Origin of the sequence: Bradyrhizobium ottawaense, assembly GCF_002278135.3 — a bacterium.
GTDB classification, from domain to species: domain Bacteria; phylum Pseudomonadota; class Alphaproteobacteria; order Rhizobiales; family Xanthobacteraceae; genus Bradyrhizobium; species Bradyrhizobium ottawaense.
This window is the reverse complement of record NZ_CP029425.2, coordinates 5,767,653-5,792,910: the sequence shown is the minus strand read 5'-3', so window position 1 is coordinate 5,792,910 and position 25,258 is coordinate 5,767,653. Positions and strand designations below refer to the sequence as shown.

Below are 25,258 nucleotides of genomic sequence, written 5' to 3'. Positions count from 1 at the left end.
GGACCGCACGATGACACAAGCACCCATTGCACGCTTCACCCGGCTGCGACACGCGACCTTCACCTCGCCCGATCCGGAGCGGCTGCTCGACTATTATCGCGGCGTGATCGGACTTGGCCTCGTTGCCCGCGATGGAAATCGCATTTTCCTCGCCAGCGATTCCGAGCAGCTCTCGCTCGTGATCGAGCCCGGCGATGCCGCACTGAGCAGCATCGCCTTTGAGATCTCCCCGGAGGTCCAGATCGAGGCGCTGGGCGCCGCGCTGAAGCAGGCGGACTTACGGCCCGAGCTTCGGAGCGATCCCCTGCCGGGTGTGTCCCGGCTGCTGTCGTTCACGGATCCAGAGGGCACGCGCTTCGAGCTGATCCAGAGCTGGACGCCCACGCCCGCGCAGGAGCGGATCGGTGGCCTCGCTGTCGCCAAGCTCGGCCATGTCGCCCTTCGCACGCCCGATCCCAAGGCCGCTTCGGAGTTTTACGCGAAGGTGATGGGCCTGCGGGTATCCGACTGGATTGAGGACCGCTTCGTCTTCATGCGCAGCGGCTTCGAGCATCACACGTTGAATTTTGCGCTCGCGCCTGGCCGCGGTCTGCATCATTTTGCGTTCGAACTGCGGGGCCCCGACCACATGCATCGGGCCTGCGACCATCTCGCGCGTCACAAGCTCCCGGTGCTTTGGGGACCGGTGCGTCACGGCCCCGGGCACAACACGGCGATCTATCACCGCAATCCCGATGGGCATCTGGTCGAGTTGTTTCATGACCTCGACCGGATGGTGGACGAGGAGCTCGGCTATTTCGAGCCGCGTCCCTGGCATCGCGATCGCCCGCAGCGGCCGAAGATATGGGTCGGGCTGCCGCGTGACGTCTGGGGTATGCCGCCGTCGCCTGAATGCACGGAGTTCGCGCGTTAGCGCGATCATGACTTGAAGACGCCGCACGCGCTGTGGCCAACGACATAACAATTGAGGGAGAGCATCCATGCGAGGGATGAAGCGGCTTGCTGCGGCCATTTTTCTGTTCGGTGGTTGTCTGGTGACCCCTGCATGGGCGGACAATTATCCGTCGCGTCCGATCCGCCTGCTGCATGGCTTTGCCGCCGGCGGCGCCGCCGACACGTTGTCGCGAATCATCGCCGACGGGCTGTCGAAGAAGCTCGGGCAGCCGATCATCGTCGAGGCCAAGCCGGGCGCCGGCGGCAACATCGCGGCGGATGCGGTCGCCAAGGCGGCGCCCGACGGTTATACGCTCGGCCTCGTCACCGGTGCGCACGCGATTTCCGCGGCGACCTACAAGAGTCTCGCCTATCAGCCGGCCGAAAGCTTCGAGATGATTTCGACGCTGGTCTACTACGCGCTCGTCATCGCCGTGCGCAGCGACTATCCCGCAAAATCGCTGGGTGAGCTCATCGCCATGGCCAAGGCCAAGCCGGGTTCACTCAGCTTCGGATCGGTCGGCTTCGGCAGCACGCATCATCTTGCGGGAGAATTGCTCAACGCCACAGCCGGCATCGAGATCGTGCACGTGCCGTATCGCGGCGATTCGCAGTCCACCACCGCGCTGCTCGGTGGTGACGTTCCCGTCATCGTCGGCACGCCCGTGCTGCTGGCCCCGCAGATCCAGAGCGGCGCGATCCGTGGCCTGGCGGTGACCTCGCCGACGCGCACTGCGTTGCTGCCCGATGTCCCGACCGTGCAGGAAGCCGGCATCAAGGGCTACGACGTGCGCACCTGGGCTGGCCTGCTGGCGCCCAAGGGAACGCCGTCCGCCATCATCGCCGCGCTCAATGCCGCGACGCTGGACGCACTCGGGGATCCCGAGCTCAGGCAGCGTCTGGAGACCGCCGTCGGCGGCGAGGTCCGCGGCAGCTCGCCGGAGGAGATGAAGAAGCTGATCGAGACCGAGATCGCCAAATGGACCGGCGTGGTCGAGCGCGCGAAGATCCCGAAGATCTGACCCGGGCCGGCGGCAGGGTCGGTACCGGCCGGCCCTGGTCACGAATGCTTGATCCGGATCAACAAGCGCCACCGGCACTGGGATATGCTACGAGAGTTACGCTGCGACCTTGATAAGGTAACTCGATAAAGATGCGCCTCGTCCGTACCATCCTGGCATTCGCAATCGCCATATCCCTGGCGATGCTGCCCGTTGGCGCGTCCGCATCCGGGCTTGCCATGTCGTCGGACGATATGCCGGCGACCATGCAGATGGGCAGCGACGCCGGGATGGCGATGGACGATTGCCCCCGACATGAAGGGGACGCCCTCCCAGACTATCGGCTACAAATGCGGGATGGGTTTCTGCTGCGTCGGCGGCACCATCGCGCTCGATGCCATCAGGCCCGTCGTCTTCGGGCATTTCGCCGTAGCGGTGAGCACGATCGCCATCCCCGAGGATCAGGTCGTCTCCGTCCGCGGCAGCAGTCCTCCCTTCCGACCTCCTCGAATCTGATCTCGCAACAGCCGAACGCGCGCAGCACGTTTGCGCGCGACGACAACTGACGTGCGCGCTTCATGCGCCACGGCGAAAAATCAGATCATGAGGACAGGACAATGCTTTCCAAATTCAGCACCGCGGCGCTCGCCGCCACCCTTTCGCTTGCCGCCTCCGCCGCGATGGCGGGCCCCAGTGACTACGCCTTCGAGCCCGTCACTGCGCAAATGAAGAAGGGCGACGACGTCACGCTCTCGATTCGCCTGACCAACAAGCAAACCGGCAAGCCGGTGGCGGACGCCGTCATCTTCAAGACCCGCGTCGACATGGCCCCGGACGGGATGGCCGAGATGGAATCGGCGGTCGCGCCGCTTCCGTCGCAGGAGCCGGGCGTCTACGCCTTCCGGACGGACCTGCCGATGGCCGGCCGCTATCAGGTGACGCTGTCGGCGAAAGTGCAGGGCGAGTCCGAGACCGTCACCGGCAAGGTGATCGTCACGGCGACCAAGTGAGCGTGCGGACGCTGCTTGCGGCGTCCGAATTTTCTCCTTCCCCTCACATGGACGCGTGCCAAGCGCGCGAAGACACACCATGAAGACGCTGCGTCTCCTGACACTTCTCGCGCTGGCCGGTGGCCTGGCCGTGGGCGCATACTGGTCCTCGCACGGACGCTGGTCCGCTCATGCCGAGGCGACCCCGGCTGCAGCTCAAGCGGACCGAACTCCGCTCTACTATCGTGACCCCAGCGGCGCGCCACTCTGGTCCGCTAGTCCGAAGCAGGACGACCGTGGCCGGGATTATCTGCCGGTCTATGAAGACGGTCAGGCGCCTGCGACGGCACCAAAGCCACCGCAGGCGACTTCCTCGCGAAAAATCCTGTACTACCGCAACCCCATGGGCCTGCCCGACACCTCGCCGGTGCCGAAGAAGGACCCGATGGGGATGAACTACGTCCCCGTCTACGAAGGCGACGAGGCCGACGACGGCACGGTCAAGCTCTCGCCGGGCAAGATCCAGCGCACCGGCGTGAAATCCGAGCCGGTCGAGCGACGGACGATCCGCGTCACGGTCAAGGCACCCGGCACGATCCAGCTCGACGAGCGCCGCGTCTCTGTCATCGCGATGCGCGCCGAAAGCTTCGTGCAGAAGGTCGCCGACGTCACCACCGGCACGCGCGTGAAGGCGGGCCAGCCGCTGATGGAGATCTACAGTTCGGCGGTTGCGTCCGCGGCCGCGGAATATCTTGCGACGATCACCTCCAAGACGGTGGGCGGCGTCGAGATGTATGGCCGCGGCTCGCGGCAACGGCTGGTCAATCTCGACGTGCCCGAGCAGGTCATCGCCGAGATGGAGAAGACGCGCCTCGCGCCCGTCACCATCCATTGGTCGGCGCCGCGCGACGGCATCGTGCTCGAGCGCAACGCGATCGAAGGCATGCGCGCCAATCCCGGCGACGTGCTGTTCCGGATTGCGGACACCTCGGTCGTCTGGGCCCTCGTCGATATCGCCGAACGCGATCTCGGTCATATCGCGGTGGGGCAGTCCGTGGCGGTGCGCGCGCGGAGCTTTCCCGGCCGCATCTTCAGCGGCCACATCGCCGTGGTCTATCCGCAGGTGAACCGGGAGACAAGGACCGTTCGCGTCCGGATCGAGCTTGCCAATCCCGATGCGGCGCTGCTGCCGGACATGTATGTCGATGCCGAGATCGACACGGCCGACGCCGCGCCCGTGCTGGCGATACCGGATAGCGCGGTGCTCGACACCGGCGCGCGGCAGGCCGTCCTCGTCGACAAGGGGAAAGGGCGCTTCGAGCCGCGCGAGGTGAAGCTCGGCCGGCGTGGCGGCGGCTACATCGAGGTGCGGGACGGGCTTGCCGACGGCGAGGCAGTGGTCACATCCGCCACCTTCCTGATCGATGCGGAAAGCAATCTGAAGGCCGCGCTCAAGGGTTTTGCGGAAGGAGCGCCTCAGGCGTCCGATGCGGGCCATGCGGCGGGAGAGCGCAAATGATCGCCCGCATCATCGCCTGGTCGGCGCGCAATTTGCTGCTGGTGCTGTTCGGCACCGGTTTTGCGGCCGCCGCCGGTCTCTATGCGCTGATCCATCTGCCGCTGGATGCGATCCCTGATCTCTCCGACACCCAGGTCATCGTCTACACCGAATATCCCGGCCAGGCGCCGCAGGTGATCGAGGACCAGGTCACCTATCCCTTGACGACGGCGATGCTGACCGTGCCGAAATCGAAAGTCGTGCGCGGCTTCTCCTTCTTCGGCGCCTCGTTCGTCTACGTGATCTTCGAGGACGGCACCGACATCTATTGGGCGCGCTCGCGCGTCCTGGAATTTTTGAACGGCGCGGCTTCGCGGCTTCCTGCCGGCGTCACCCCGACCATCGGTCCCGACGCCACCGGCGTCGGCTGGGTCTACCAGTATGCGGTCCTGTCGAAGGAATTGAACTTGGCGGACACCCGCACGATCCAGGACTGGAATCTGAAGTTCGCGCTGGCCAAGGCCGAAGGCGTCGCCGAGGTCGCCAGCATCGGCGGCTTCGTCAAGCAGTACAACGTGGTGCTCGACCCGCAGCGGATGCGCGATCGCGGCATCAGCATGCAAAAAATTCGTGAGGCGATCCGCGCCAGCAACGCCGATGTCGGCGGGCGCACCGTCGAGCTCGCCGAGTTCGAATACGTCATCCGCGGCAAGGGCTATATCAAGAGCATCAACGATCTCGGCAACATCGTGCTGAAGACCTCCGGCGGAACGCCGGTGCTGCTCCGCGACGTCGCCAATGTCGAGCTCGGACCGGACGAGCGCAGGGGCATCACCGAGCTGAACGGCGAGGGCGAAGTCGCCAGCGGCATCGTGCTGCAGCGCTTCGGCGTCAACGCGCTCGACGTCATCGAGAACGTCAAGAAGCGCTTCAAGGAGATCGCGAGCAGCCTGCCGAAATCGGTCGAAATCGTCCCGGTCTACGATCGCTCGAACCTGATCTACGCGGCCATCGACACGCTCAAGCACACGCTGTTCGAGGAGAGCATCGTCGTCGCGCTGGTCTGCATGGTGTTCCTGCTGCACGTCCGCAGCGCGCTGGTCGCGATCCTGATGCTGCCGGTCGGCGTGCTGATGGCATTCGGCGCCATGAAACTGCTCGGTCTCGGCTCCAACATCATGAGTCTTGGCGGCATCGCGATTGCGATCGGCGCCATGGTCGATGCCGCGATCGTCATGATCGAGAACGCCCACAAGCATCTCGAGCGGGCAAGGCCCGATCAGTCCCGCGTGCAGATCCTGATCGATGCCGCCGCGGAGGTCGGCCCCGCGCTGTTCTTCAGCCTGCTGATCATCACCGTGTCGTTCATGCCGATCTTCACGCTGGAATCGCAGGAGGGGCGGCTGTTCAGCCCGCTGGCGTTCACCAAGACCTTCTCGATGGCCGCCGCTGCCCTCTTGTCCGTCACGCTGGTGCCGGCGCTGATGGTGATCTTCGTCCGCGGCCGGATCGTCCCGGAGAGCAAAAATGTCATCAATCGTTTCCTGATCTGGATCTACCGGCCCGTGATCAAGGGCGTGCTTCGCGCCAGGACGCCAGTGATCCTGGCCTGCCTCGCAATCCTCGCCGTCACGACATGGCCGGCGCGGCAGCTCGGCACCGAGTTCATGCCGGCGCTGAACGAGGGCACGTTGCTCTACATGCCGACGACGCTGCCCGGCATCTCCGTGACCAAGGCGGCCGAGCTGATGCAGACGCAGGATCGCATCATCAAGTCGTTCCCCGAGGTCGCCTCCGTCTACGGCAAGGCGGGACGGGCGGCGACCGCGACCGATCCGGCACCGACCGAAATGTTCGAGACGGTGGTCAATCTGAAGCCGAAAGAGCAGTGGCGTCCCGGTGTCACCATCGACAGCCTGATCGCGGAGATGGACAAGGCGCTGCAGTTCCCCGGCGTCTCGAACGCCTGGACCATGCCGATCAAGGCCCGCATCGACATGTTGTCGACGGGCATCCGCACGCCTGTCGGCGTCAAGGTCATGGGCACCGACCTCGTCGAGATCGACCGGCTGGCGCGGCAGGTCGAGCGGGTGATCAAGACTGTCCCGGGCACGTCGTCGGCCTACGCCGAGCGCGGTATCGGCGGCTACTATCTCGAGATCGTCCCGGACCGCGAGGCGCTCGCGCGCTACGGCATTTTGATCCAGGACGTTCAGGACACCATCGCGGCCGCGCTCGGCGGCCAGACGGTCACGACGACCGTGGAAGGCCGCCAGCGCTTCACGGTGAACATGCGCTATCCGCGTGACCTGCGCGACAATCCCAAGGCGATCGCGAGCGATATCCTGGTGCCGATGCCGGCGGGCGGTGCCGTGCCGCTCGGCGAGGTCGCCAAGGTCGAGCCGGCGCGGGGGCCGACCTCGATCCGGACCGAGAACGGCCAGCTGGCGACCTACATCTATGTCGACATCCGCGATCGCGACATCGGCAGCTACGTCGCGGATGCGCAACGCGCGGTGACGGAGAGCATCCAGTTTCCCGCCGGCACCTATGTCGTCTGGAGCGGCCAGTACGAATATCTCCAGCGCGCGGCGGCGCGCCTCAAGATCGTCGTGCCCGTCACGCTCACGATCATCTTCCTGCTGCTCTACCTGAACTTCAGGGCGTTGACCGAGACGCTGATCGTGATGCTGTCGCTGCCTTTCGCGCTGGTCGGCGGCATCTGGATGATGTGGTGGTTTGGCTTCAACCTGTCCGTCGCGGTCGCCGTCGGCTTCATCGCGCTCGCCGGCGTTGCTGCCGAGACCGGGGTCGTGATGCTGATCTACCTCGATCACGCGCTGGCCGAGATGAAGGCGAGGCGCGACGCCGAGGGCGGGGTCTTCACCCGGCGCGATCTCCATGACGCCATCATGGTGGGCGCGGTCGAGCGCGTCCGGCCCAAGATGATGACGGTGGTCGCCATCATGGCGGGCCTGCTGCCGATCATGTGGAGCACCGGCGCGGGATCCGAAATCATGCAGCGCATCGCGCTGCCGATGATCGGCGGGATGATCTCGTCGACATTGCTGACGCTGATCGTGATCCCGGCGATCTTCGGGCTGGTGAAGGGGCGGGGGCTGCCTGATGGCGAGCAACCGGCGCTCGCCGACCAGCCTGCCGTTGAAACGGAGAACGGCATGCGCGCTCCGCAAGCCGCCGAATAGGATCGCGAGACGTCATCCGGCTCTCAGCCGGACCGTGCCTCCCGGCTCCGCAGCAGGCGGTGCGTCACCGTTCGTGCGATCGCCGCTGGCGCTTCCTCGGGGATCGCAAAGCAGGAGCTCGCGTTGATCTCGCACAGCACGTAGGTGTCGGCGCCCGCCGCATCCGGCGGCCCGCACAGGAAATCCGCATCCCAGATCACCGGCAGTGACAATTCATCGATACCGAGCGTTTCCATCATCTGCGGCGTCCATTCGTCCTCCATCGACCTTCGCAGCGCCTGGAACGGCGGAGCATCAGGCCCGTGCATGATGCGCGGCCCCGGTTGCGCCTCGGGCGCGTCGGGGCCTTCCGGCGGCGGCGGGATCAGGGCCTTGATCAATTGGTGCCCAAAGCCCGCGACCCTCGCGCCGCTCATGTAGCAGCGGATCATCCCGTCGGGCAGGCGTGGTTGAAACGCCTGGTCGATGATGCAGCCGCCCCATCCGAAATACGGCGCGCAGCGCGCCACCAGCTCGTCGAACCTGATGTCCTCGGGCCGGCTCCCGCGCTGGGCATGGAGTACACGAACCGTCTCGTTCGTGTGCGGAAGCGCTTCGACCTTCCAGACGCCCTGGCCGCCATTGCCGCGATTTTGCTTGAGCACGCGGGGGCCGTCCGCCCGAAGGCGCGAGGGAAATTCGGCGCGGAACGCCGCGGCGGTGTCATAGCGATGCGTGTCGGCGCCCCAGCCGAGGTGACGCGTGCGGTAAAGCACCTCCTTGACGCCCATCTTCAGGATCACGTCGGGATGGGCGCTCACCCACGGTCCCTGCGCCGCGACGTCGCGCAGCAGGGGATCGAGCTCGGCGCGCGTCTTGCCCTGGTGGATCGGATCGACCCAGACCAGCACGCCGTCGGCCGCGAGCAATTGGTCGCGGACTGCACCTGCGAAGCTTTCGTCGTAGATCACGGGGTGCGCGTCGATGCCGAGGGCGGCGAGGGCCTCGAAGACGCGGACGAAGCGGCTGTTTTGCGCCGTCGTGTCGCGGCACGCGGCGGCATCGCCGCGTGAGAGGATGGCCAGTGTTTGGCGGGGGGAAGGGTGTCGTTCGGTGTCCATGCGCAAGCTCCACGAATGGCGTGCTGCGCAGAGCTTGGACCGGGGTCTCACGGGGAGTCTGCTTCGTCCCCACGTGACGAACCCTAATGAGATCGTCCGGTCGTTTCAAGATGCCGGTTGGTGCGGTTCCGTTCCGAGTGAACTCTTCGTGACGCGCCTCGGCCATGCGCGTGTTGACAGCTGGGCCACCCGGGTTTCTATTCGACGTGACGGGGATTTGCGATCTCCCCGCGAGGCGACATGCCCAAGCATCGCGTCCTGATCACCAAGGGCGCAGCATGTCATCGTTTCCCAATCTCATCAGACAAATCGTAATTTTCCATTCGTGCGCAGCGGCGGCGCCGAAGCGCGTTGGCGTGGTCCCGTCGCGCCGCGCCGAAAACGACCCTGGGGCAGGAGACGCCAGGAGAATGTCATGCGGACAAAGGTCATCTTTCACACCATCCTCTTTCTGGCGATCGCCAGCGGGCTGTCGAGCGCACGCGCTCTGACACAAGAGGAGGTCGTCGCCAAAATCCAGGCGGCCGGCTACACGCAGGTCAGCGACATCAAATCGACCGCCGAGGGCATGACCGCAAAAGCCGTGAAGAACGGCAAGGACGTGCGGCTCGTCGTCGACAGCGCCGGCCAGATCAAGGAGCAGAAGTGAGACGCTGACGGCTGAAATCCAGCTTGAGGAGCAGAGCAATGCGAAAGATCATCTCGGCGCTGATCGGCGTCAGTGCCTGCCTCATCGCGGGCGCTCATGCGCAGGATCCCGATTGGAATAAGGTTGACGAGACGCTGGGCCGCAAGCCCGCCGTTGCGGACGACGTCCACCGCTACGGCTTTCCCCGCACCGATCTCACCGTGACCCTGGACGGGGTGACGATCAAGCCGGCGCTGGCGCTCGGCGGCTGGCTCGCGTTCAAGCCCGCGCATGGCGGTGCCATGGTCATGGGCGATCTCGTGCTCCTCGAGACCGAGGTCAATCCCGTGATGGCGAAGATGATCGCGAGCGGTCTGGAGATCACCGCCGTGCACAATCATCTGCTGCGCGCGAGCCCGGCGACGTTTTACATGCACGTCGCCGGACACGGCGATCCCGTCAAGCTGGCCTCGGCGATCCACGATGCGCTGGCCGAAAGCAAGACTCCCTTGACGGTCGCGGCGCCGGCGGGCCCGCCGCCTGCCATCGACCTCGACACCGCCAAGCTCGATCAGGTCATCGGCGTCAAGGGGCAGGCCAACGGCGGCGTCTACCAGTTCAACGTCAAGCGGCGCGACCCGATCACGGAGGACGGCATGCTGCTGACCCCCGTCGGTGCGATGGGCGTTGCGATCGCCATCAACTTCCAGCCGACCGGAGGAGGCAAGGCCGCCATCACCGGCGATTTCGTCCTGACCAGCGACGAGGTGAACCCGGTCATCGTGGCGCTGCGCACGCACGGCATCGAGGTGACCGCGCTGCACAGCCACATGCTGGACGAGCAGCCGCGGCTGTTCTTCATGCATTTCTGGGCCAACGACGACGCGGTCAAGCTGGCGAATGGCCTGCGTGCCGCGCTGGACAAGACGGCCAGCACGAGGAGCTGATGCGAAGCTGTGCCGGCATCGCCTCTCGCCGCTAGGGCTGGGGAGGATAGCGCTCGAACGCCGGCAGTTCGTGCGCATGCTCCATCCAGCGAAGCCGCTCGGCGACCTGGATGTGCATCGTCGCCGGCACGGCCTCGGGATCATCGTAAGTCGCGCTCTGGATGTCGATGACCCCCGGCAGCATGTCGGCATTGACATAGAACAGGCCGGTGCCGCAATGGCCGCAAAAGTGCCGCCGGCCGTGTTCCGAGGAATTGTAGATCTTGGGCTCGCCCTTGGTCACCTTGAGAGCGCTCTCCGGATACATCGTCCAGCCGACGACCGGAGCGCCGGCGTGAAGCCGGCAGTCGCGGCAGTGGCACAGCGCATGCACGATCGCGTCGCCCTCGACCTCGTAACGGATTGCGCCGCAGTGACAGCCGCCGGTGATGGTGCTCATGCGTTCCTCCCGATGGATCGATCTTGCCGATCGATAGCTCTCGAGAGGTGCGGCTTCAACGCTGCAAGCGATTTGAAGTTGCGTCCTACTGTCGCCTGACAGCTGCTGCCATCGGAGCCGGCTCAGCGCGCTCCGACCACTTCGCCGTCTTCCTTCACGAACCGGCCGACCGGATGATCCAGCAGATCGATGACCGCTTCCGAGGGCCGGCACAATCGCGTGCCCTTCGCCGTCACCACGATCGGGCGGTTGATCAGGATGGGATGCGCGAGCATCTGATCGATCAGCTCGTCATCGGTCCATTTGGGATCATCGAGGCCGAGATTGCGAAACGGCGTGCCCTTCTCGCGCAGCAGCGCGCGGACGGAAATGCCCATCGCCTTGACGAGCTCGAGCAGCTTCTCGCGGGACGGCGGCGTCTTCAGATATTCGATGACGATGGGCTCGGCGCCGCTCTGCCGGATCATCGCCAGCGTGTTGCGCGAGGTACCGCAGTCGGGATTGTGGTAGATCGTGACGCTCATGGTCGGTCTCCATGTCTCACCGGTGGGCTTCCAAGGCCGTCGGGACTTTGCCAGCGCCGGCCTCGTACCAGCCCCTTGTCGCCTTGACGATGCGGACGACGGACAGCATCACCGGGACCTCGACGAGAACGCCGACCACGGTCGCCAGCGCAGCGCCGGAGTCGAGGCCGAACAAGCTGATCGCGGCGGCGACCGCCAGCTCGAAGAAGTTGCTCGCGCCGATGAGAGCGGCCGGAGCCGCAACGCACCAGGCCACGCCGAACCGCCGGCTCAGCCAATAGGCGAGGCCCGCATTGAAATAGACCTGCACCAGAATCGGCACGGCAAGGATGGCAATGACGAGTGGCTGCCGGACGATCTGCTCGCCCTGGAAGCCGAACAGCAGCACCAATGTGGCGAGGAGCGCAACTAGCGACACAGGCTGCAGCATCCGCATGGCGCGGTTGAAGCCGTCGTCGCCTCCGCGCAGCAGCACCTTGCGCCACAGCTGAGCAACGATTACGGGAACCACGATATAGAGCAGAACGGAGAGCAGCAGCGTGCCCCAGGGGACACTGATCGAGGCCACGCCAAGCAGCAGTCCCACCAGCGGCGCGAACAGGAACACCATGATCACGTCGTTCAGGGCGACCTGGCTCAGCGTGTAGTGAGGCTCCCCCTCGCACAAATTGGACCACACGAACACCATCGCGGTGCAAGGCGCCGCCGCCAGCAGGATCAAGCCGGCGATGTAGGACGAGATCTGGCCGGACGGCAGCCACGGTGCGAAGAGGTGGCCGATGAAGAAAGAGCCCAGCAGCGCCATCGAGAACGGTTTTACGGCCCAATTGATGAAAAGGGTGACGCCGACGCCGCGCCAATGCTTCCGCACCTCGCCCAACGCGCCGAAGTCGATCTTCAGCAGCATGGGCACGATCATCAGCCAGATCAGCACCGCCACCGGCAGGTTGACCTTGGCGACCTCGGCGGCTGCGATCGCGCCGAAGAAACCGGGCATGACGTGTCCCAGTGCGACGCCGACGACGATGCACAGTGCAACCCACAGAGTGAGGTATCGTTCGAAGATGCTCATTGTCACGCCACGTCGCTTCTGCCTGACGTCGCGCCCTCGGAGCGGCCGATCTCGCGCAGCCTGGTGCCGAGCGACAGCTTGTCGATGCCCCTCAGCGGCAAGTTCACGAAGGTGTCGATCCGGTTCTTGAGATGTCGGAACGCAGTGACGAACGCCGCCTGCTTCTCCAGCTCGGAACCTTCGGTCGCGGCAGGGTCCTCAATGCCCCAATGCGCCGTCATCGGCTGGCCCGGCCAGATCGGGCAGGCTTCTCCGGCCGCGTTGTCACAAACGGTGAAGACGAAATCCATCACGGGCGCATCGGCGCTCGCGAATTCCAGCCAGCTTTTCGAGCGTAGCCCGTCGACGGGGTAGTCCGTGCTCTCAAGCGTGCGCAGCGCAAGCGGATGCACCGTGCCCTTTGGCGCGCTGCCGGCGGAGAAGGCCCGAAAGCGGCCGGTGCCGTCTTTCCAAAGGATCGACTCGGCCAGGATGGATCGCGCCGAATTGCCGGTGCACAGAAACAGCACATTGTAGATTTGGTCAGGCACGGCTTCGCTCCTTCCGTTTTGGCGAGCAGCAGGCTTGCAGCGTCTCGACGACGGGATCGCAGACCTCCGGCCGTCCGCCGCAGCAATCGCGCAGCAGGAAGAGCGTGACGTCGCGGAATTCGCCGAGATTGGCGCGGTAGACGATCGAGCGGCTGTGCCGCTCGGAGGAGACGAGGCGTGCCCGGGTCAGGATCGCCAAATGCGCCGACAGCGTGTTCTGGGGAACTTCCAGCAGACGGGCGAGGTCGCCCGCTGCAAGGCCTTCGGGCTCGTGCCTGACCAGCGTCTGGAATGCCTCCAGGCGGGTCGGTTGGGCCAGTGCGGCGAGGGCGAGGACGGCTTCTTCGTTTTCCATATATCCAGATGTATGGAAATATCGCCGGGCCGTCAATCTGAATCTGATTCATGCCGGTCGGAAGATAATTCGAATATTCTAGAAATATGGTTTGACGACCGGCGTGAACGAGCGCAGCCTGGCACCATGAAGATCGCCGACGCAGCAGCACGTCTGGAGGCCCTGGGCAATCAAACCCGGCTTCAAATCTACCGGGCCCTGGTCCGGGCCGGACACGCGGGCATGCCCGTTGGCCGCCTGCAGGACAAGCTGAAGATTCCGGCCTCGACGCTGTCGCATCACATCAAGACCCTGGTTGCGGTCGGGCTGGTCAGCCAGGTCAGGGAATCGACGACCCTGATCTGCCACGCAAACTTTGACGCGATGCGGGGCTTGGTGGATTTCCTGGCCTCGGAGTGCTGCGCCGACGAAGTCGGATGCAAGAATACACAAACGGCGGCCTGATTTTTCGGAGCCAATTATTCGATGATTCTAGAAAGATGGGAGAAGTGGGAATGAACGCCAAGACGGTTGCCATCATCGGAGCCGGGCCTGTTGGTCTCGCTGCAGCTGCGCATGTGCTCGAGCGCGGTATGTCCCCGATCGTGCTCGAGGCCGGGCCCGAAGCCGCCCACGCGGTCCGTCAGTGGCAGCATGTCCAGCTGTTCTCGCCGTGGGAATACAATGTCGACAAGGCGGCGGCGCGGCTGCTCGCGCCGACGGGGTGGAATTCACCGGACCCTCACGCCTATCCGACCGGCGGCGAGCTGATCGACCGATATCTCACCCCGCTCGCAACGCGCACGCCGCTGCGTGAGGCGATCCGGACGTCGAGCCGGGTCACGGCGATCAGCCGCGCCGGCTTCGACAAGGCGAAGACGAAGGGCAGGGAGCAGGCGCCGTTCGAAATTCGCTATCAGAATGGCAAAGGCCCCGAGGTGCTTCGCGCCGATGCCGTCATCGACGTGTCAGGCACGTGGTTCTCTCCCAACCCCGCCGGCAGCAACGGTTTGCCCGCGATCGGCGAACGCGAACGCGCCGGCCGCATCGCCTATGGCATGCCGGATGTGCAGGGCACTGAGCGCGCCAGATATGCCGGCAAGACCGTTGCCGTGCTCGGTGCCGGCCATTCCGCTTTGGGCACTCTGATCGATCTCGTGCGGCTCGCGGGCGAGGTATCAGGCACGCAAGCGATATGGCTGTTGCGTGGCACCGATCCCGCAAAGGCGTTCGGGGGCGGCAGCAATGACAAGCTTGCCGCGCGCGGCGAGCTGGGCTCCACCTTCGCCGCGCTCGTCGCTGCCGGAAAGATCAGGGTCGAAACAGGCTTCGGCGTCACGCATCTGTCGGACTCCGAAGGCCGTCTCAGGATTTCGGCAGGCAGCTGCTGCGGTGCGCAGAGTGTGGTGGCGGACGAACTGATTGTCTCTACCGGCTTCCGTCCCGATCTTTCGTTCCTGTCCGAGCTGCGGCTGCGGCTCGATCCGGCGATCGAGGCTCCGGCCGCGCTCGCGCCTCTGATCGATCCCAACGAGCATAGCTGCGGCACGGTTCGGCCGCACGGGGCGCGCGAGCTCGCGCATGACGAGCCGGGCTTCTATCTCGCCGGCATGAAGTCCTACGGCCGTGCGCCGACCTTCCTGATGATGACCGGATACGAGCAGGTCCGCTCGATCGTCGCCGACATCGCCGGCGACAAGGCGGCTGCGGCACGGGTCGAGCTCGTGCTGCCGGAGACCGGCGTCTGCACGCGCGGCGGTGTCGAGACGGCGGGAGCGGGATGCTGCGGCGGGCCGGCGAAGGAGGAGCCGTCAGCCTGCTGTGCTGACGATGAAACCGCCAAGAAGGCAGGTCGCGCGGGGTGCGGCTGCTCATGACGCAGGTCCCGGCGGACCGGGTGGCCGGTCCGCTCGCCATTGTCGTCGCACTCGGAACCGCGCAGACCATTGCGTGGGCGTCGAGCTACTATCTCCCTGCCATCCTGGCCGCGCCGATTGCGCGCGATCTCGGTCTTGCGCCGACCTATGTGTTCGGCGCGCTGTCGGGAGCGCTCGTCGTCTCCGGCCTGCTCGGGCCGCGCGTGGGGCATGCCATCGATACGTTCGGAGGGCGCGGTCTGCTTGCCGTTTCGAACCTCGTCTTCGTGGCAGGCTTGCTCCTCCTGTCTGTGGCTCATGGCATTGCGGTGCTGGTTGCGGCCTGGGTGTTGCTCGGGATCGGCATGGGCATGGGCCTTTACGAAGCGGCCTTCGCGACGCTTGCGCGCATCTACGGCAGCAACGCGCGGCGAACCATCACCGGCATCACCCTGATCGCGGGTTTCGCCAGCACGCTTGGCTGGCCCCTCACGACGTGGCTGGCCTCCGAGTATGACTGGCGCGTCGCCTGCCAGGTGTGGGCGGCGATCCATCTCTGCCTGGCGTTGCCGCTCAATCTGTCGCTGCCGCGCGCCGTTCCATTGGACCAGCAGCCGCGATCGGATCCTGGCGCGAGCCAAAGATCCGGACGGCAGAGCGAGACGTTCGCGATGGTGCTGCTGGCTTACATGTTCGCGGCGGCAAGCTTCGTCAGCTCGGGTGTCTCGGCCATTCTGCCGACCATGCTGGTCGCGTTCGGCGCGACGCCGGCGCAGGCCTTGCTCGCAGGAGCCCTGGTCGGGCCCGCGCAGGTCGGTGCCCGCCTGCTGGAAGCAGGATGGCTCGGCCGGTTTCATCCGCTGTTGTCGGCGCGGCTCGCCATGCTCATGAATCCGATCGGGGTTGTTGCATTGGTCGCGGGCGGCCCCTTCCTCGCATCGACTTTCACGGTGCTCTATGGCGCGGGCAACGGCATCATCACCATTGCCCGCGGTACGCTTCCCCTGGCGTTGTTCGGGCCGGCGGGCTTTGGCAGACGGGTCGGCATGATCTCGTTGCCGTCGCGGGCCACCGGCGCGCTCGCGCCACTCGCACTCGGGCTGATGGTGGAGCATTTTGGCAGCAGCGCGCTATGGATCAGCGCGCTGGCTTCTATCTCCGCGTTTTTTGCGCTTCTGTTGCTGCGTGCAGACCAGACGAGATAGGGACTGAGGGGAGGCGAGCATTCGGAGCTTGAGCGGGGGGGCGCTGATTGCGGTGATGTGTATCGGCCAGCTCGGCAATCTGCTGCCGCACGTCACGCTGTCGGCGAATTTGGCGCAGCATCTGATGCCGGCGTGGGGGCTGTCTGCCGCCGAAGGCGGGCTGATGGCGAGCGGCTATGCGTTCGGCTACATGCTGGCGGTGCCGGTGCTGACGACGCTGACCGATCGCATCGACGCGCGGATCGTGCTGCTGTGGGGCTCCATCGTTAGCGGACTTGCGACCATGGCCTTCGGCATTTTTGCCCAGGGGTTCTGGTCGGGCACACTGATCTGGTCGCTCGCAGGATTGGGCTTCGCCGGCGCCTACATGCCGGGGCTGAAGGCGCTGACGGACCGGTTGCCTGCCGGCGACACCTCGCGGGCGGTGACGCTGTACACCTCGAGCTTCTCGGTCGGCGTCGGCCTGTCGTTCCTGGTTGCGCAAGTCCTCGCCGATCGCTGGGGATGGCGGACCGCGTTCTACGTCACCGGCGTCGGCCCCATCGCGATGGTGGTTGCGTGCCTCCTGATCGAGGGCCGCCGGCCTGTCCCGAAGACGGGGCGGCTGCTGAATTTCGCGCCTGTCTTCGCCAATCGCGAGGCGCTCGGCTACATCCTCGGTTACGGCGCGCACTGCTTCGAGCTCTATGGCATTCGCACCTGGCTGGTCGGGTTCTGGACCTTCGTCGTTGCGCATCAGGGCGGGCCGTCCTGGATGACGCCCGTGCTGATGAGCTTCTGCTTCGCGGTGATCTCGATGCCCGCAAGCATCCTCGGCAACGAGGCAGCCCTGAAGTTCGGACGGCATCGCGCCATCACGGTGGTGATGATCGCGTCAGCCAGCGTCGCGCTCGTGATCGGCCTCAACGCAACGGCGCCGGCATGGGTGCTCGCGCTGCTGCTGATGCTCTACGGCCTGACGGTGCCGGCAGATTCGGGTGCGTTGACCGCAGGGATGTCGGCCGCGGCAATCGCCGAGCATCGCGGTGCAACGCTGGCCCTGCATTCCACGGTCGGCTTCGGCTTGTCAGCCGCCGGCGCATGGGGAACCGGCGTCGCACTCGACATGGCCGGCGGTCCGCAGAGCGCGAACGGCTGGCTGCTGGTGTTTATCGTTCTGGCAGCCGGAATTGCGCTGGGGCCGCTGGCGCTGCTGTGGTCGCGGCGGGACCATGCCGGCAAGCAGCCATCGTGAGCCCACTTGCTTCGGCATAGAAGCCCTACGCCGGATTGTCCCCCGCGGGCGTGACGACTTTCGATGGTGGCGCTCCGCCATCGCCGGTGCCGCGGCTTCGCCACGGGATCTTCAGCCTCAGTTTTCCACACCCACGACCCGCAGTATCGAATTGCGCGCTCAACCTACTAGCGATCGATAATTTGCCAGCGCCATCGGGCGCAGCTTTGATGACGGCATGAGCACCAAATCACGCGAGGTCATCTGGAGCGGCCGAATTCTGGGTGCGGAAATTTCGGCCAAGCACGCGCGCGAGGAGGCCAAAAAGGCCGTTCGCGAGGCCGACCGCGCCGAAGCCGAAGCCTGGTCGGTCCGCATGGAAGGTTATGGTGGTCCCTCACAGCCCTCGCCGACGATCGGCCAATGCCTGAACGGCGGCATGGGCTGGCTCGAGGTCGAGTGCAACAGGTGCAAGGCGCGTGCGAGCCTGCCGCTCGACGCAATCCGCCGTCCCCGCGATACGCCGATCTGGAAGCTGGAAGCCTCGCTCAAGTGCCGGTCATGCCGAAAGGGACGTTCCGCGCCGCCCGTCCACATGATCAAGCTGACGGCCACGCGAAGCATCACGCCGTACAAATGGGTGCATCCGACCGAGGAGAGATAGTCAGACGCTGCGACGGCAACAGCCCGCGCGCCTTGTCGACCTCTGCCCCTGGCGCCGGATGTCTATCCTCGCTTTGGCGTCGGCACTTCGGGCTAAACCGGTCATCGTCACGCTCAAATGTGCCTCGGCAGAACCAAACGCGAGTTCAGGCTGGATCGATAGAAAAGATATCGTCGACTTCGAGACGCATGGTGTCGCGGCATTCGCACGCCGCCGCTGCGAGCCGCGATGGGTCGATCTCGATTTCGCCTCGCCGTTCAGATCTGATCGCTCCGGAAGCACGCAGATTGCGCATCAGGAGCGTCACCGTCGTCCGTCGCACACCCAGTATTTGCGAAAGCGTCTCCTGCGTGAGCGGGAGGACGTCGTGGTCGACGCGGTCGTGAAGATGGAGCAGCCAGCGTGCCATGCGGGCTTGGACCGGATGCAGCGCATTGCAGGCTCCGCCGATTTGTAGCTGTATCAGCATCGCCTTGAAGTGAAGCTGGACAGCGTGGCGGATCGCGGGGCTACGGCTAAAAGCCGCGTGGAATCGCGATACGGGGATCCGCGAGGCGGTGCCGGCTGCACGAACGACGGCGGTAACGGCCGCAGGGGACGGCCCCAGAACGGAAAGGGTGCCTACTGCTCCCTCGCGCCCTATCGCAACGCTGGCGACCGTCTGCCCGTTCGCCATGTCGATCATCACCGAAATGGCCCCACTATGAGGGAAGAGGACGTGCTCGGTCTGGTCACCCGCCCGCGAGATGACCGCGTCCCGATCGAGCGCGACCATCTCCAGCTCGGATGCAAGCAGACCGAAATCTGCCACCGGTAGGGCTGCGAGAAGTCGGTTACCAATTCCGCTGGGATGCGTCACCGTAGTCCACCGCGAACCGCATTTCGAGCGGCACAGGACGGCAAACTCGAACTTTGTTTGAAACCGCGTACGCCTCGCGCTCCGAAATCGAATCCAGCCGCGTAAGCTCTCAGTTTCAAAAATAAAACTCCGAACACACGCGGCCGCGAGGCGACGTTTTGTCTTACGCCATCATTCAGGACTTAGATTCAAGCGCTGTGTGGCACAATTGCAAAATGCGTATGGGTAACACCATAGGGGTTCCAATTTCCGGGGCGCGGCAAACGCTGCGGTGAGAGAGTTGCGCGAACCATGCCCTTCACCGCGATCGGCGCGATGATGAGCACAAGCTACTGAAGGGGCCGTTCAGGAACTCCGCCAGCACACTCCGCCGGTTTCGTTTGGTCCGAAAGTAGCCCGTGAGCGATAGGCAGGGTGAAGCAGAAGGGTAGCGGCTCGAGGCTTGCAAGCTACCGTCGCCGGCACGTCGCGTGATGTCCGTTCTTGCGCAAACGTAGCGCATCCCAACGCAGCTAGCGCGAAGCTCCTTTGCAAGGCTTCGCTAAGGAAGGAACTTCCTGCCCCTTGCGATTTCCCTGTTATGCACAGTCACTCCGCGACATACCTTCGTCTGTGTTGACAATCCCAAAAAAAGTTTGAGCGAGAGTCACAAACCGAACCGACTTCCCGCTTCTCGCAGCACAAAGTCGTGCCGGGTCGGGGCTGGATCAAGGCTCATCCAAAATCTGATCGAACACGGAGCGTGAGCTCTCGTGACGCAAGCGAGCGTTGCGAGGAATGCTTTCGCTTGAGAAAGGAAATGTTGCGTGACTGAAAGCCAAACGAAACTGCCGCCGAACGGAACGAACGTTTTCGCGATGCCATGGTTGGATTTCTCGAAGGTCATGTTGCCTGGCGTGGGGCGCGAGCTTGCCGAGCAGGGCCTCGCCCGCGCACGGGAAGGCTGCGAGAAGATCAAGGCCGCATCGGAAGAGATGACGCAGACGCTGCGTGAGACCTATTCGAGCAATGCGAGATGCACGACCGACTACGGGCTCAAGGTGTTCGAAATCTCAAACGCCAATGCCGCTTCTGCGCTCGATTTCTTCGTCCATCTGTTCGGCAGCAAGTCCGCGACCGATGCCTATACATTGTCGGCGGCGCACGCGCGCAAGGCTTTCGACACCGCCTCTGACCAGAACAGGGAGTTGTGGGGGCTTGCCCAGAAGCTCGCGACGGAAACGGGTGAGCCGATCAGGAAGCACTTCACCAGGGTCCTCCACCCAGGCGGCTAAAAGCGCGTTCAATTTCACATTCGGATTCGTTTGAAGAGGAGATCCGGCTGGTTGGATCACGCCCAACTGAGCGAGCACGCCCCACTGCCCCATGCTCGACCAACAAGGTGCGCGATGCCTATCAGGCCTCGCACCGACGAGAGGCGCATTCCAACCGGTCGGTGCTTTTCTGCAAACCACAACAAAGACAAATCGCAAGGGAGGGCAACATGGGAATGGTCATGGTCAAATGTCCACAAACCGGACACGCGATTCCCACCGGCATCAAGACTGATCGCGAGAGCTTTGGACGCCGCGCGGTGTTTTTCTCCCGCACCCGGTGTCCGATCTGCCGCACCGATCACGCGTGGTTCGCGCGGGAAGCCTGGGTCGACGAACCGGCCACCCGCACCGCGAACTGGCGTCTGGCACCGGAATATGGATGAAATGGTCGCCGGCGCCGCACCGCGTCAAAGACGACATGACGCATGAGTTGGTGCTGGCGGACCACAGCTCAGGGTCTTGATCTTTCCAGCAGCGTTAAATGCCAAGACCGCGTTCACTGCATTTTCCCCGCTGATGCACGAGATCACTGTCCCACCGTGCGAGGGTTGAAGATCGTCCAGCTCGGCAGCGGGGTGTTACCGCCGCCGTGAGGCGATCGTTGTCGCAGACCGCCCGGCGACGGGTGCCGCGGCTTTGGCGCGCGACTTGGCATAATCGGCCGACATCGCCAGCGCGGGGTCGCGGTCCCGGAGCTCCTCGGCCACGATTGTTTGAAGCCATCGCACGGCGGGTTCGTTGTCCATCCGCCGGTGCCAGTGCTGCTTCAGCTCGATGAGAGGTATCGAGACCGGCGGGGGCAGCAGCTTCAGCCCGGCGTTCGCGTACCAGGCCCCGAGCGAGAACGGCACGGTGGAGATCATGTCGCTCGTCGCAATCAATTGCGGCACGCTCATGAAATGCGGCAGGTGCAGCACGACGCGGCGTTGCAGCTTGAGCTCGCGAACGCGCCTTTCGAAGATCTCCTGACTGCGCCCCTGCTGGTTTACGACGATATGGTCCGCGGCGAGAAACTGTTCGAGCGAGAGGGTGTCGCCGATCGTTGGATGATCCTTTCGGACGATGCTGGTGAAGGGATGATCGAACAGATCCTCTGTCACGATGTTCGGACCGACGAGGTCCGGAAAATAGCCTATCGCCAGATCGATCTCGCCGCTTTCGAGCGCGTCTTCCAGATCCTCGTGCGACGTCGGCAGGCACCGCAAGCTCGCTCCGGGAGCCATGCTGCGAATGCGTTGGAGGATCGGCGGGATGAAAATCAGGACGCCAATATCCGAGGTTGTGACCGTGAACACGCGGTCGCTCTCTTCCGGCACGAAACGCGGCTTGCGGAGTATCTGCTGATCGACGGTGGAGAGCACTGTCCGCACGGCCTCCGCGATTGATTCCGCGAAGGGCGTTGGCCGCATGCCGCGCCCGGTCGAGAGAAACAGGGGATCGCCAAAGAAATCCCGCAGCTTTCGCAGACCGGTGCTGGCCATCGGCTGGCTCATTCCGAGCTCACGGGAGAGCGCCGACAGGTTCTGGGTGCGGAAGAGCCCGTCGAGCAGCAGAAGAAGGTTCAGGTCGAGCCGTCTGATATCCATCACATTGATAGCTTGTATTGAATAATGCCGGATTTTCAATGACGGCTTTATGCGCGATGGTCTCCGCAACGCCCCCGCAGGGGCGACTTTGGGAGTGAAATCAAAGCCGTAGGTCGCCGGCCGTACAGGCTGGTCCGGTCCCCTGCCTCAGTCAGACTCTCACCTTTCCCACATCCGCTCACCACGTCGGTGCGTCGGACCACGACCGCGCGTGGCGCGAGGAATCGTCCGTAGATGCAGCCTGAACTTGCTGGAAGCTCTCAATACATCCTGACCCTGTCGTGCCGCGATGTGCCGGGGATTGTCGCCGACGTTTCGCGCTGTCTGTTCGAGAACGGCGGCAACATCATCGAGGCGGCGCAGGTCGACGAGATCATGAGCGAACGCTTCTTCATGAGGGTCGGTGTCACACTGTCGGAAGGGGGCGCGCAGAAGGCGCGAGCAGGCCTTGAGGTCATTGCCCGGAGGTTCGGCATGGAGTGGAAGCTCCGATCCCAGGCCGAACGCAAGCGCGTGCTCCTGTTCGTCTCCAAATTCGATCACTGCCTGGGCGATCTCCTCTATCGCCACAGGCTCGGCGAACTTCAGATGGACGTCGTCGGAATCGTTTCCAACCATCCGCGTTCGGCCCTTGCCGTCAGTCTCGTCGGCGACATCCCTTTCCATCACCTTCCGGTTACGAAGGAAACCAAGATGGAGCAGGAAGCGCAGATCAAGGCGCTTGTCGCGATGACGAATGCCGATCTCGTCGTTCTCGCGCGTTACATGCAGATCCTCTCGGATGATCTCTCGCGCCATCTCCATGGCCGTTGCATCAACATCCACCATAGCTTCCTGCCGGGGTTCAAGGGCGCAAAACCCTATCACCAGGCGCACGCGCGCGGCGTGAAGCTGATCGGAGCGACCGCGCATTTCGCGACGAGCGATCTGGACGAGGGGCCGATCATCGAACAGGACGTCGAACGGGTCAGCCACCGCGATACGCCGGACGATCTGGTCCGGAAGGGGCGCGACATCGAACGGCGTGTCCTTTCGCGCGCGGTCCATCTCTTCCTCGAGGACCGCGTCATCATCAACGGCGATCGAACGATCGTCTTCTCTAATTGAGAAACGGAGCACGACGATGTTGACCCCCAAGGGCATGCGCAAGACACCCGAAGGCTATTTCACCTCGCGTTGGGGCCTTCCCGAATACACGGACTGGATCGACGAGAGCATGTCGTGGAAGGAGACCTGCGCGATCGGCGACTGGTCGTTCCTCTGGGAGCGGCGCTTCAAGGGATCCGACGCCCTGAAGCTTTTCTCGGATACTTCCGTCAACAGCTTCCAGAAGTTCGACATCCGTCAGTCCAAGCACGTCGTTCATACGACAAAGCAGGGAAAAGTCATCGCCGAGGGCATCCTGACGCGGTTGTCCGAAGACGAGTTCATGTTGTTCGGTCGCGGCACATTCTGGGTCGACTACATCCGCCGGCACGGCGACTACAGGGTGACGTCCGCGGCCGATGACTGGTTCAATTTTCAAGTCCAGGGGCCGACGTCGCTCGCGCTTCTTGAAAAAGTCGCGAAGCAGTCGCTGCGAGACGTCAAGTTCATGCATTCGGGCGAGATCGAGATTGCCGGTTGCAAGATGCTCGCGCTGCGACAGGGCATGTCTGGCGAGATCGGCTTCGAGCTTCAGGGGCCTATGGGGCAGGCGGCGGCCGTCTACGACGCCATCGTCGCTGCCGGCCAGGAGTTCGGCCTGCGCCGGATAGGCGGCCGCGCGATCTTCATCAACCATCTCGAGGCCTGCTTCCCGACGATCGTCACCGACTACATGCCCGCGATCTTCGACGAGGACATGAAGGAGTATCAGGATGAGTTCCGCGCAGCGATGCCGGGGTTCGCGTCGACCTTCAACATCGCAGGCAGCTTCCAGTCGGACGACGTCCGTGACTGGTACCGGAGCCCGGTCGAGCTGGGCTGGGCCAAGAACATCAAGTTCGATCATGAGTTCATCGGACGCGCGGCGCTCGAGGACGAAGTTGCCCATCCAAAGCGCGTGATCCGCACGCTCGTCTGGAACGGAGACGACGTGGCCGACGTTCACGCCTCCCTCTTTCAGAAGGAGCATGACCCGTACCAGTACATGGAGATGCCTCGCGACCAGCGCGGCTTCATGTACGCCGACCGCGTGCTGAGTGGCGGAAAGGACGTCGGCGTGACGACGTCGCGGGGATATAGCTACTTCTTCCGCGAAATGTTGTCGCTCTGCACCATCGACGTCGATCATTCCGAGATTGGCAATGAGGTCGTCGTGGTCTGGGGCGAGCCCGGACGTCGGCAAAAGCAGATCCGCGCGAAGGTGGCGCCGGCGCCCTACAAGAAGGACAACCGTCGCGCTGATCTCTCCAAGGTCTGACCTGCCCATGTCCGCGCGCATCATCGATGGAAGGGCGCTCGCTGCCGAGGTTCGGAATGAAGTGGCCAAAGGCGTCGCCGCCCTGGTTGCCGGCGGCGCGGCGGTCCCGGAGTTGGCCGTCGTGCTGATCGGCGGCGACCCCGCCAGCCACGTCTATGTCTCGAACAAGGTGCGGCAGACCGAAGCTGTTGGCATGCGATCACGCCGGTTCGTGCTCGCTGCGGACACGCCGGAGCGGTTGTTGCTCGACTTGATCGAGCAGTTGAACCGCGATCCCGCGGTGAGCGGGATATTGGTTCAGTTTCCGTTGCCCCCTCAGATCGATGCCGCGCGCGTCGTGACGGCTATCCGGCCCGACAAGGATGTCGATGGATTCAATCCGTTGAACGTGGGGCGGACGGCCGCCGGAATGGAAGGCGCCTTGGTTCCGTGCACGCCTCTAGGCATCCTGCGTTTGATCAAATCGGTGCACGACAACATCGCCGGCCTCGGAGCACTGGTTGTGGGAGCATCGAACGTCGTGGGCCGGCCGATGGCGCGGCTGCTGTTGCAAGAGATGTGCACGGTCTCCATCGCGCACGTTCGGACCACCGATCTGGAACGGCGCTGCAGGCAAGCCGACATCCTCGTTGTCGCAACCGGCGTTCCAGGCCTGATCCGCGGTCATTTCATCAAGCCAGGCGCAACGGTCATCGACGTCGGCATCACTCGCATCAAGTCCGGTTCAGGAACCCAGAGGCTTGTCGGCGATGTCGCTTTCGACGAGGCGATTGAGGTCGCCGGCGCGATCACGCCTGTCCCGGGCGGCGTCGGGCCGATGACCATCGCGTGTCTGCTCGCCAACACGTTGGGCGCGGCCCGAATGGAAGCCGCCCGGTCGAAGGCGAAAGAGGCGGACGTGACGTCGGCTGCCTGACTGGAGCCCCGGACCAAACTGCCTGGCGAGAATTGGGC

At 64.3% G+C, this 25,258-nt stretch carries 26 protein-coding genes; 18 read left to right on the top strand and 8 right to left on the bottom strand.

The window, feature by feature from the left end; translation table 11 throughout:
* Positions 1–10 precede the first annotated feature (10 nt).
* From CIT37_RS27570 to CIT37_RS27545, 6 genes are all read left to right on the top strand, one after another.
* Positions 11–913, top strand: coding sequence for a VOC family protein (locus CIT37_RS27570; protein ID WP_095426588.1), 903 nt, complete (start codon positions 11–13; stop codon positions 911–913).
* Positions 914–980: 67 nt separating this feature from the next.
* Positions 981–1,955 (top strand): tripartite tricarboxylate transporter substrate binding protein, encoded by a 975-nt coding sequence (locus CIT37_RS27565; RefSeq protein WP_095426454.1) that lies wholly within the window; start codon positions 981–983, stop codon positions 1,953–1,955.
* A 294-nt stretch (positions 1,956–2,249) separates the two neighbouring features.
* A complete protein-coding gene (locus tag CIT37_RS27560; RefSeq protein ID WP_334262509.1) occupies positions 2,250–2,450 on the top strand; it encodes a hypothetical protein in 201 nt (66 codons plus the stop codon).
* Positions 2,451–2,551: 101 nt separating this feature from the next.
* Positions 2,552–2,944, top strand: coding sequence for a FixH family protein (locus CIT37_RS27555; protein WP_028142970.1), 393 nt, complete (start codon positions 2,552–2,554; stop codon positions 2,942–2,944).
* A gap of 79 nt (positions 2,945–3,023) precedes the next feature.
* Positions 3,024–4,442, top strand: a complete 1,419-nt coding sequence (locus CIT37_RS27550) for an efflux RND transporter periplasmic adaptor subunit (RefSeq protein ID WP_095426455.1) — start codon at positions 3,024–3,026, stop codon at positions 4,440–4,442.
* The gene (locus CIT37_RS27545) at positions 4,439–7,627 is read left to right on the top strand and encodes an efflux RND transporter permease subunit (RefSeq protein ID WP_095426456.1); all 3,189 of its coding nucleotides are present in this window, start codon (positions 4,439–4,441) and stop codon (positions 7,625–7,627) included. Before CIT37_RS27550 ends, CIT37_RS27545 begins: the two co-directional genes overlap by 4 nt.
* A gap of 23 nt (positions 7,628–7,650) precedes the next feature.
* Here the strand turns inward: CIT37_RS27545 and CIT37_RS27540 are convergent, their stop codons facing one another.
* The gene (locus CIT37_RS27540; protein WP_095426457.1) at positions 7,651–8,727 is read right to left on the bottom strand and encodes a Cj0069 family protein; all 1,077 of its coding nucleotides are present in this window, start codon (positions 8,725–8,727) and stop codon (positions 7,651–7,653) included.
* A gap of 415 nt (positions 8,728–9,142) precedes the next feature.
* Here CIT37_RS27540 and CIT37_RS27535 point away from each other — a divergent pair, with 415 nt between their 5' ends.
* Both CIT37_RS27535 and CIT37_RS27530 read left to right on the top strand, forming a co-directional pair.
* Positions 9,143–9,376, top strand: coding sequence for a hypothetical protein (locus CIT37_RS27535; protein ID WP_038971518.1), 234 nt, complete (start codon positions 9,143–9,145; stop codon positions 9,374–9,376).
* A gap of 38 nt (positions 9,377–9,414) precedes the next feature.
* Positions 9,415–10,302 (top strand): DUF1259 domain-containing protein, encoded by an 888-nt coding sequence (locus tag CIT37_RS27530; RefSeq protein ID WP_095426458.1) that lies wholly within the window; start codon positions 9,415–9,417, stop codon positions 10,300–10,302.
* Positions 10,303–10,333: 31 nt separating this feature from the next.
* Here the strand turns inward: CIT37_RS27530 and CIT37_RS27525 are convergent, their stop codons facing one another.
* From CIT37_RS27525 to CIT37_RS27505, 5 genes are all read right to left on the bottom strand, one after another.
* Positions 10,334–10,741, bottom strand: coding sequence for a GFA family protein (locus CIT37_RS27525; protein ID WP_095426459.1), 408 nt, complete (start codon positions 10,739–10,741; stop codon positions 10,334–10,336).
* Between the two features lie 122 nt (positions 10,742–10,863).
* The gene (gene arsC, locus CIT37_RS27520; protein ID WP_038971515.1) at positions 10,864–11,265 is read right to left on the bottom strand and encodes an arsenate reductase (glutaredoxin); all 402 of its coding nucleotides are present in this window, start codon (positions 11,263–11,265) and stop codon (positions 10,864–10,866) included.
* A 16-nt stretch (positions 11,266–11,281) separates the two neighbouring features.
* Positions 11,282–12,337 carry an ACR3 family arsenite efflux transporter gene (gene arsB / locus CIT37_RS27515; RefSeq protein WP_028142978.1) on the bottom strand — a complete coding sequence of 352 codons (1,056 nt, stop codon included), beginning with the start codon at positions 12,335–12,337 and terminating at the stop codon, positions 11,282–11,284.
* Positions 12,338–12,339: 2 nt separating this feature from the next.
* Positions 12,340–12,867: an arsenate reductase ArsC gene (locus tag CIT37_RS27510; protein ID WP_095426460.1), complete on the bottom strand. Its 528-nt coding sequence runs from the start codon at positions 12,865–12,867 to the stop codon at positions 12,340–12,342.
* Positions 12,860–13,222, bottom strand: coding sequence for an ArsR/SmtB family transcription factor (locus CIT37_RS27505; RefSeq protein ID WP_095426461.1), 363 nt, complete (start codon positions 13,220–13,222; stop codon positions 12,860–12,862). Before CIT37_RS27505 ends, CIT37_RS27510 begins: the two co-directional genes overlap by 8 nt.
* Positions 13,223–13,348: 126 nt before the next feature.
* Between CIT37_RS27505 and CIT37_RS27500 the strand changes: the two genes are divergently transcribed.
* The 5 genes from CIT37_RS27500 (at position 13,349) to CIT37_RS27480 (ending at position 18,139) form a co-directional block, all read left to right on the top strand.
* Complete coding sequence (locus CIT37_RS27500) at positions 13,349–13,666, top strand: ArsR/SmtB family transcription factor (protein WP_095426462.1); 318 nt, start codon at positions 13,349–13,351, stop codon at positions 13,664–13,666.
* A 50-nt stretch (positions 13,667–13,716) separates the two neighbouring features.
* Positions 13,717–15,078 (top strand): NAD(P)-binding domain-containing protein, encoded by a 1,362-nt coding sequence (locus tag CIT37_RS27495; protein WP_028142982.1) that lies wholly within the window; start codon positions 13,717–13,719, stop codon positions 15,076–15,078.
* The gene (locus CIT37_RS27490) at positions 15,075–16,262 is read left to right on the top strand and encodes an MFS transporter (protein ID WP_049801713.1); all 1,188 of its coding nucleotides are present in this window, start codon (positions 15,075–15,077) and stop codon (positions 16,260–16,262) included. Before CIT37_RS27495 ends, CIT37_RS27490 begins: the two co-directional genes overlap by 4 nt.
* A gap of 55 nt (positions 16,263–16,317) precedes the next feature.
* Complete coding sequence (locus CIT37_RS27485; RefSeq protein ID WP_038971511.1) at positions 16,318–17,496, top strand: MFS transporter; 1,179 nt, start codon at positions 16,318–16,320, stop codon at positions 17,494–17,496.
* A gap of 217 nt (positions 17,497–17,713) precedes the next feature.
* Positions 17,714–18,139 (top strand): hypothetical protein, encoded by a 426-nt coding sequence (locus CIT37_RS27480; RefSeq protein ID WP_028142985.1) that lies wholly within the window; start codon positions 17,714–17,716, stop codon positions 18,137–18,139.
* Positions 18,140–18,284: 145 nt separating this feature from the next.
* Here the strand turns inward: CIT37_RS27480 and CIT37_RS27475 are convergent, their stop codons facing one another.
* Positions 18,285–18,998: a Crp/Fnr family transcriptional regulator gene (locus tag CIT37_RS27475; protein WP_028142986.1), complete on the bottom strand. Its 714-nt coding sequence runs from the start codon at positions 18,996–18,998 to the stop codon at positions 18,285–18,287.
* An 806-nt stretch (positions 18,999–19,804) separates the two neighbouring features.
* On the opposite strand from CIT37_RS27475, the gene CIT37_RS27470 reads away from it, so the two are divergent.
* Positions 19,805–20,272, top strand: coding sequence for a phasin family protein (locus tag CIT37_RS27470; RefSeq protein ID WP_240536376.1), 468 nt, complete (start codon positions 19,805–19,807; stop codon positions 20,270–20,272).
* Positions 20,273–20,481: 209 nt separating this feature from the next.
* Entirely contained in the window at positions 20,482–20,697 is a 216-nt protein-coding gene (locus CIT37_RS27465; protein ID WP_028142988.1) for a hypothetical protein, read from the top strand.
* A 195-nt stretch (positions 20,698–20,892) separates the two neighbouring features.
* Here CIT37_RS27465 and CIT37_RS27460 read toward each other — a convergent pair whose 3' ends face one another.
* Complete coding sequence (locus tag CIT37_RS27460) at positions 20,893–21,900, bottom strand: LysR family transcriptional regulator (RefSeq protein WP_038971510.1); 1,008 nt, start codon at positions 21,898–21,900, stop codon at positions 20,893–20,895.
* Positions 21,901–22,134: 234 nt separating this feature from the next.
* Between CIT37_RS27460 and purU the strand changes: the two genes are divergently transcribed.
* From purU to CIT37_RS27445, 3 genes are read left to right on the top strand one after another with little or no spacing between them, the layout of a single operon-like run.
* A complete protein-coding gene (gene purU, locus CIT37_RS27455) occupies positions 22,135–23,007 on the top strand; it encodes a formyltetrahydrofolate deformylase (RefSeq protein ID WP_038947856.1) in 873 nt (290 codons plus the stop codon).
* A gap of 16 nt (positions 23,008–23,023) precedes the next feature.
* A complete protein-coding gene (locus tag CIT37_RS27450) occupies positions 23,024–24,304 on the top strand; it encodes a glycine cleavage system protein T (protein WP_038947857.1) in 1,281 nt (426 codons plus the stop codon).
* Positions 24,305–24,311: 7 nt separating this feature from the next.
* Positions 24,312–25,220, top strand: a complete 909-nt coding sequence (locus CIT37_RS27445) for a bifunctional 5,10-methylenetetrahydrofolate dehydrogenase/5,10-methenyltetrahydrofolate cyclohydrolase (protein ID WP_095426463.1) — start codon at positions 24,312–24,314, stop codon at positions 25,218–25,220.
* The last annotated feature ends 38 nt before the right edge of the window (positions 25,221–25,258 follow it).

Bases quoted from the DNA above. Each gene is read 5' to 3' on its own strand.
- CIT37_RS27495 (WP_028142982.1), top strand. From the start codon at position 13,717: ATGAACGCCAAGACGGTTGCCATCATCGGAGCCGGGCCTGTTGGTCTC.
- CIT37_RS27540 (WP_095426457.1), bottom strand. From the start codon at position 8,727: ATGGACACCGAACGACACCCTTCCCCCCGCCAAACACTGGCCATCCTC.
- purU (WP_038947856.1), top strand. From the start codon at position 22,135: ATGCAGCCTGAACTTGCTGGAAGCTCTCAATACATCCTGACCCTGTCG.
- CIT37_RS27485 (WP_038971511.1), top strand. From the start codon at position 16,318: ATGTGTATCGGCCAGCTCGGCAATCTGCTGCCGCACGTCACGCTGTCG.
- CIT37_RS27445 (WP_095426463.1), top strand. From the start codon at position 24,312: ATGTCCGCGCGCATCATCGATGGAAGGGCGCTCGCTGCCGAGGTTCGG.
- CIT37_RS27570 (WP_095426588.1), top strand. From the start codon at position 11: ATGACACAAGCACCCATTGCACGCTTCACCCGGCTGCGACACGCGACC.
- CIT37_RS27560 (WP_334262509.1), top strand. From the start codon at position 2,250: ATGAAGGGGACGCCCTCCCAGACTATCGGCTACAAATGCGGGATGGGT.
- CIT37_RS27465 (WP_028142988.1), top strand. From the start codon at position 20,482: ATGGGAATGGTCATGGTCAAATGTCCACAAACCGGACACGCGATTCCC.
- CIT37_RS27565 (WP_095426454.1), top strand. From the start codon at position 981: ATGCGAGGGATGAAGCGGCTTGCTGCGGCCATTTTTCTGTTCGGTGGT.
- CIT37_RS27530 (WP_095426458.1), top strand. From the start codon at position 9,415: ATGCGAAAGATCATCTCGGCGCTGATCGGCGTCAGTGCCTGCCTCATC.
- CIT37_RS27490 (WP_049801713.1), top strand. From the start codon at position 15,075: ATGACGCAGGTCCCGGCGGACCGGGTGGCCGGTCCGCTCGCCATTGTC.
- arsB (WP_028142978.1), bottom strand. From the start codon at position 12,337: ATGAGCATCTTCGAACGATACCTCACTCTGTGGGTTGCACTGTGCATC.
- CIT37_RS27535 (WP_038971518.1), top strand. From the start codon at position 9,143: ATGCGGACAAAGGTCATCTTTCACACCATCCTCTTTCTGGCGATCGCC.
- CIT37_RS27480 (WP_028142985.1), top strand. From the start codon at position 17,714: ATGAGCACCAAATCACGCGAGGTCATCTGGAGCGGCCGAATTCTGGGT.
- CIT37_RS27545 (WP_095426456.1), top strand. From the start codon at position 4,439: ATGATCGCCCGCATCATCGCCTGGTCGGCGCGCAATTTGCTGCTGGTG.
- CIT37_RS27555 (WP_028142970.1), top strand. From the start codon at position 2,552: ATGCTTTCCAAATTCAGCACCGCGGCGCTCGCCGCCACCCTTTCGCTT.
- CIT37_RS27450 (WP_038947857.1), top strand. From the start codon at position 23,024: ATGTTGACCCCCAAGGGCATGCGCAAGACACCCGAAGGCTATTTCACC.
- CIT37_RS27460 (WP_038971510.1), bottom strand. From the start codon at position 21,900: ATGGATATCAGACGGCTCGACCTGAACCTTCTTCTGCTGCTCGACGGG.
- CIT37_RS27525 (WP_095426459.1), bottom strand. From the start codon at position 10,741: ATGAGCACCATCACCGGCGGCTGTCACTGCGGCGCAATCCGTTACGAG.
- CIT37_RS27500 (WP_095426462.1), top strand. From the start codon at position 13,349: ATGAAGATCGCCGACGCAGCAGCACGTCTGGAGGCCCTGGGCAATCAA.
- CIT37_RS27550 (WP_095426455.1), top strand. From the start codon at position 3,024: ATGAAGACGCTGCGTCTCCTGACACTTCTCGCGCTGGCCGGTGGCCTG.
- CIT37_RS27505 (WP_095426461.1), bottom strand. From the start codon at position 13,222: ATGGAAAACGAAGAAGCCGTCCTCGCCCTCGCCGCACTGGCCCAACCG.
- arsC (WP_038971515.1), bottom strand. From the start codon at position 11,265: ATGAGCGTCACGATCTACCACAATCCCGACTGCGGTACCTCGCGCAAC.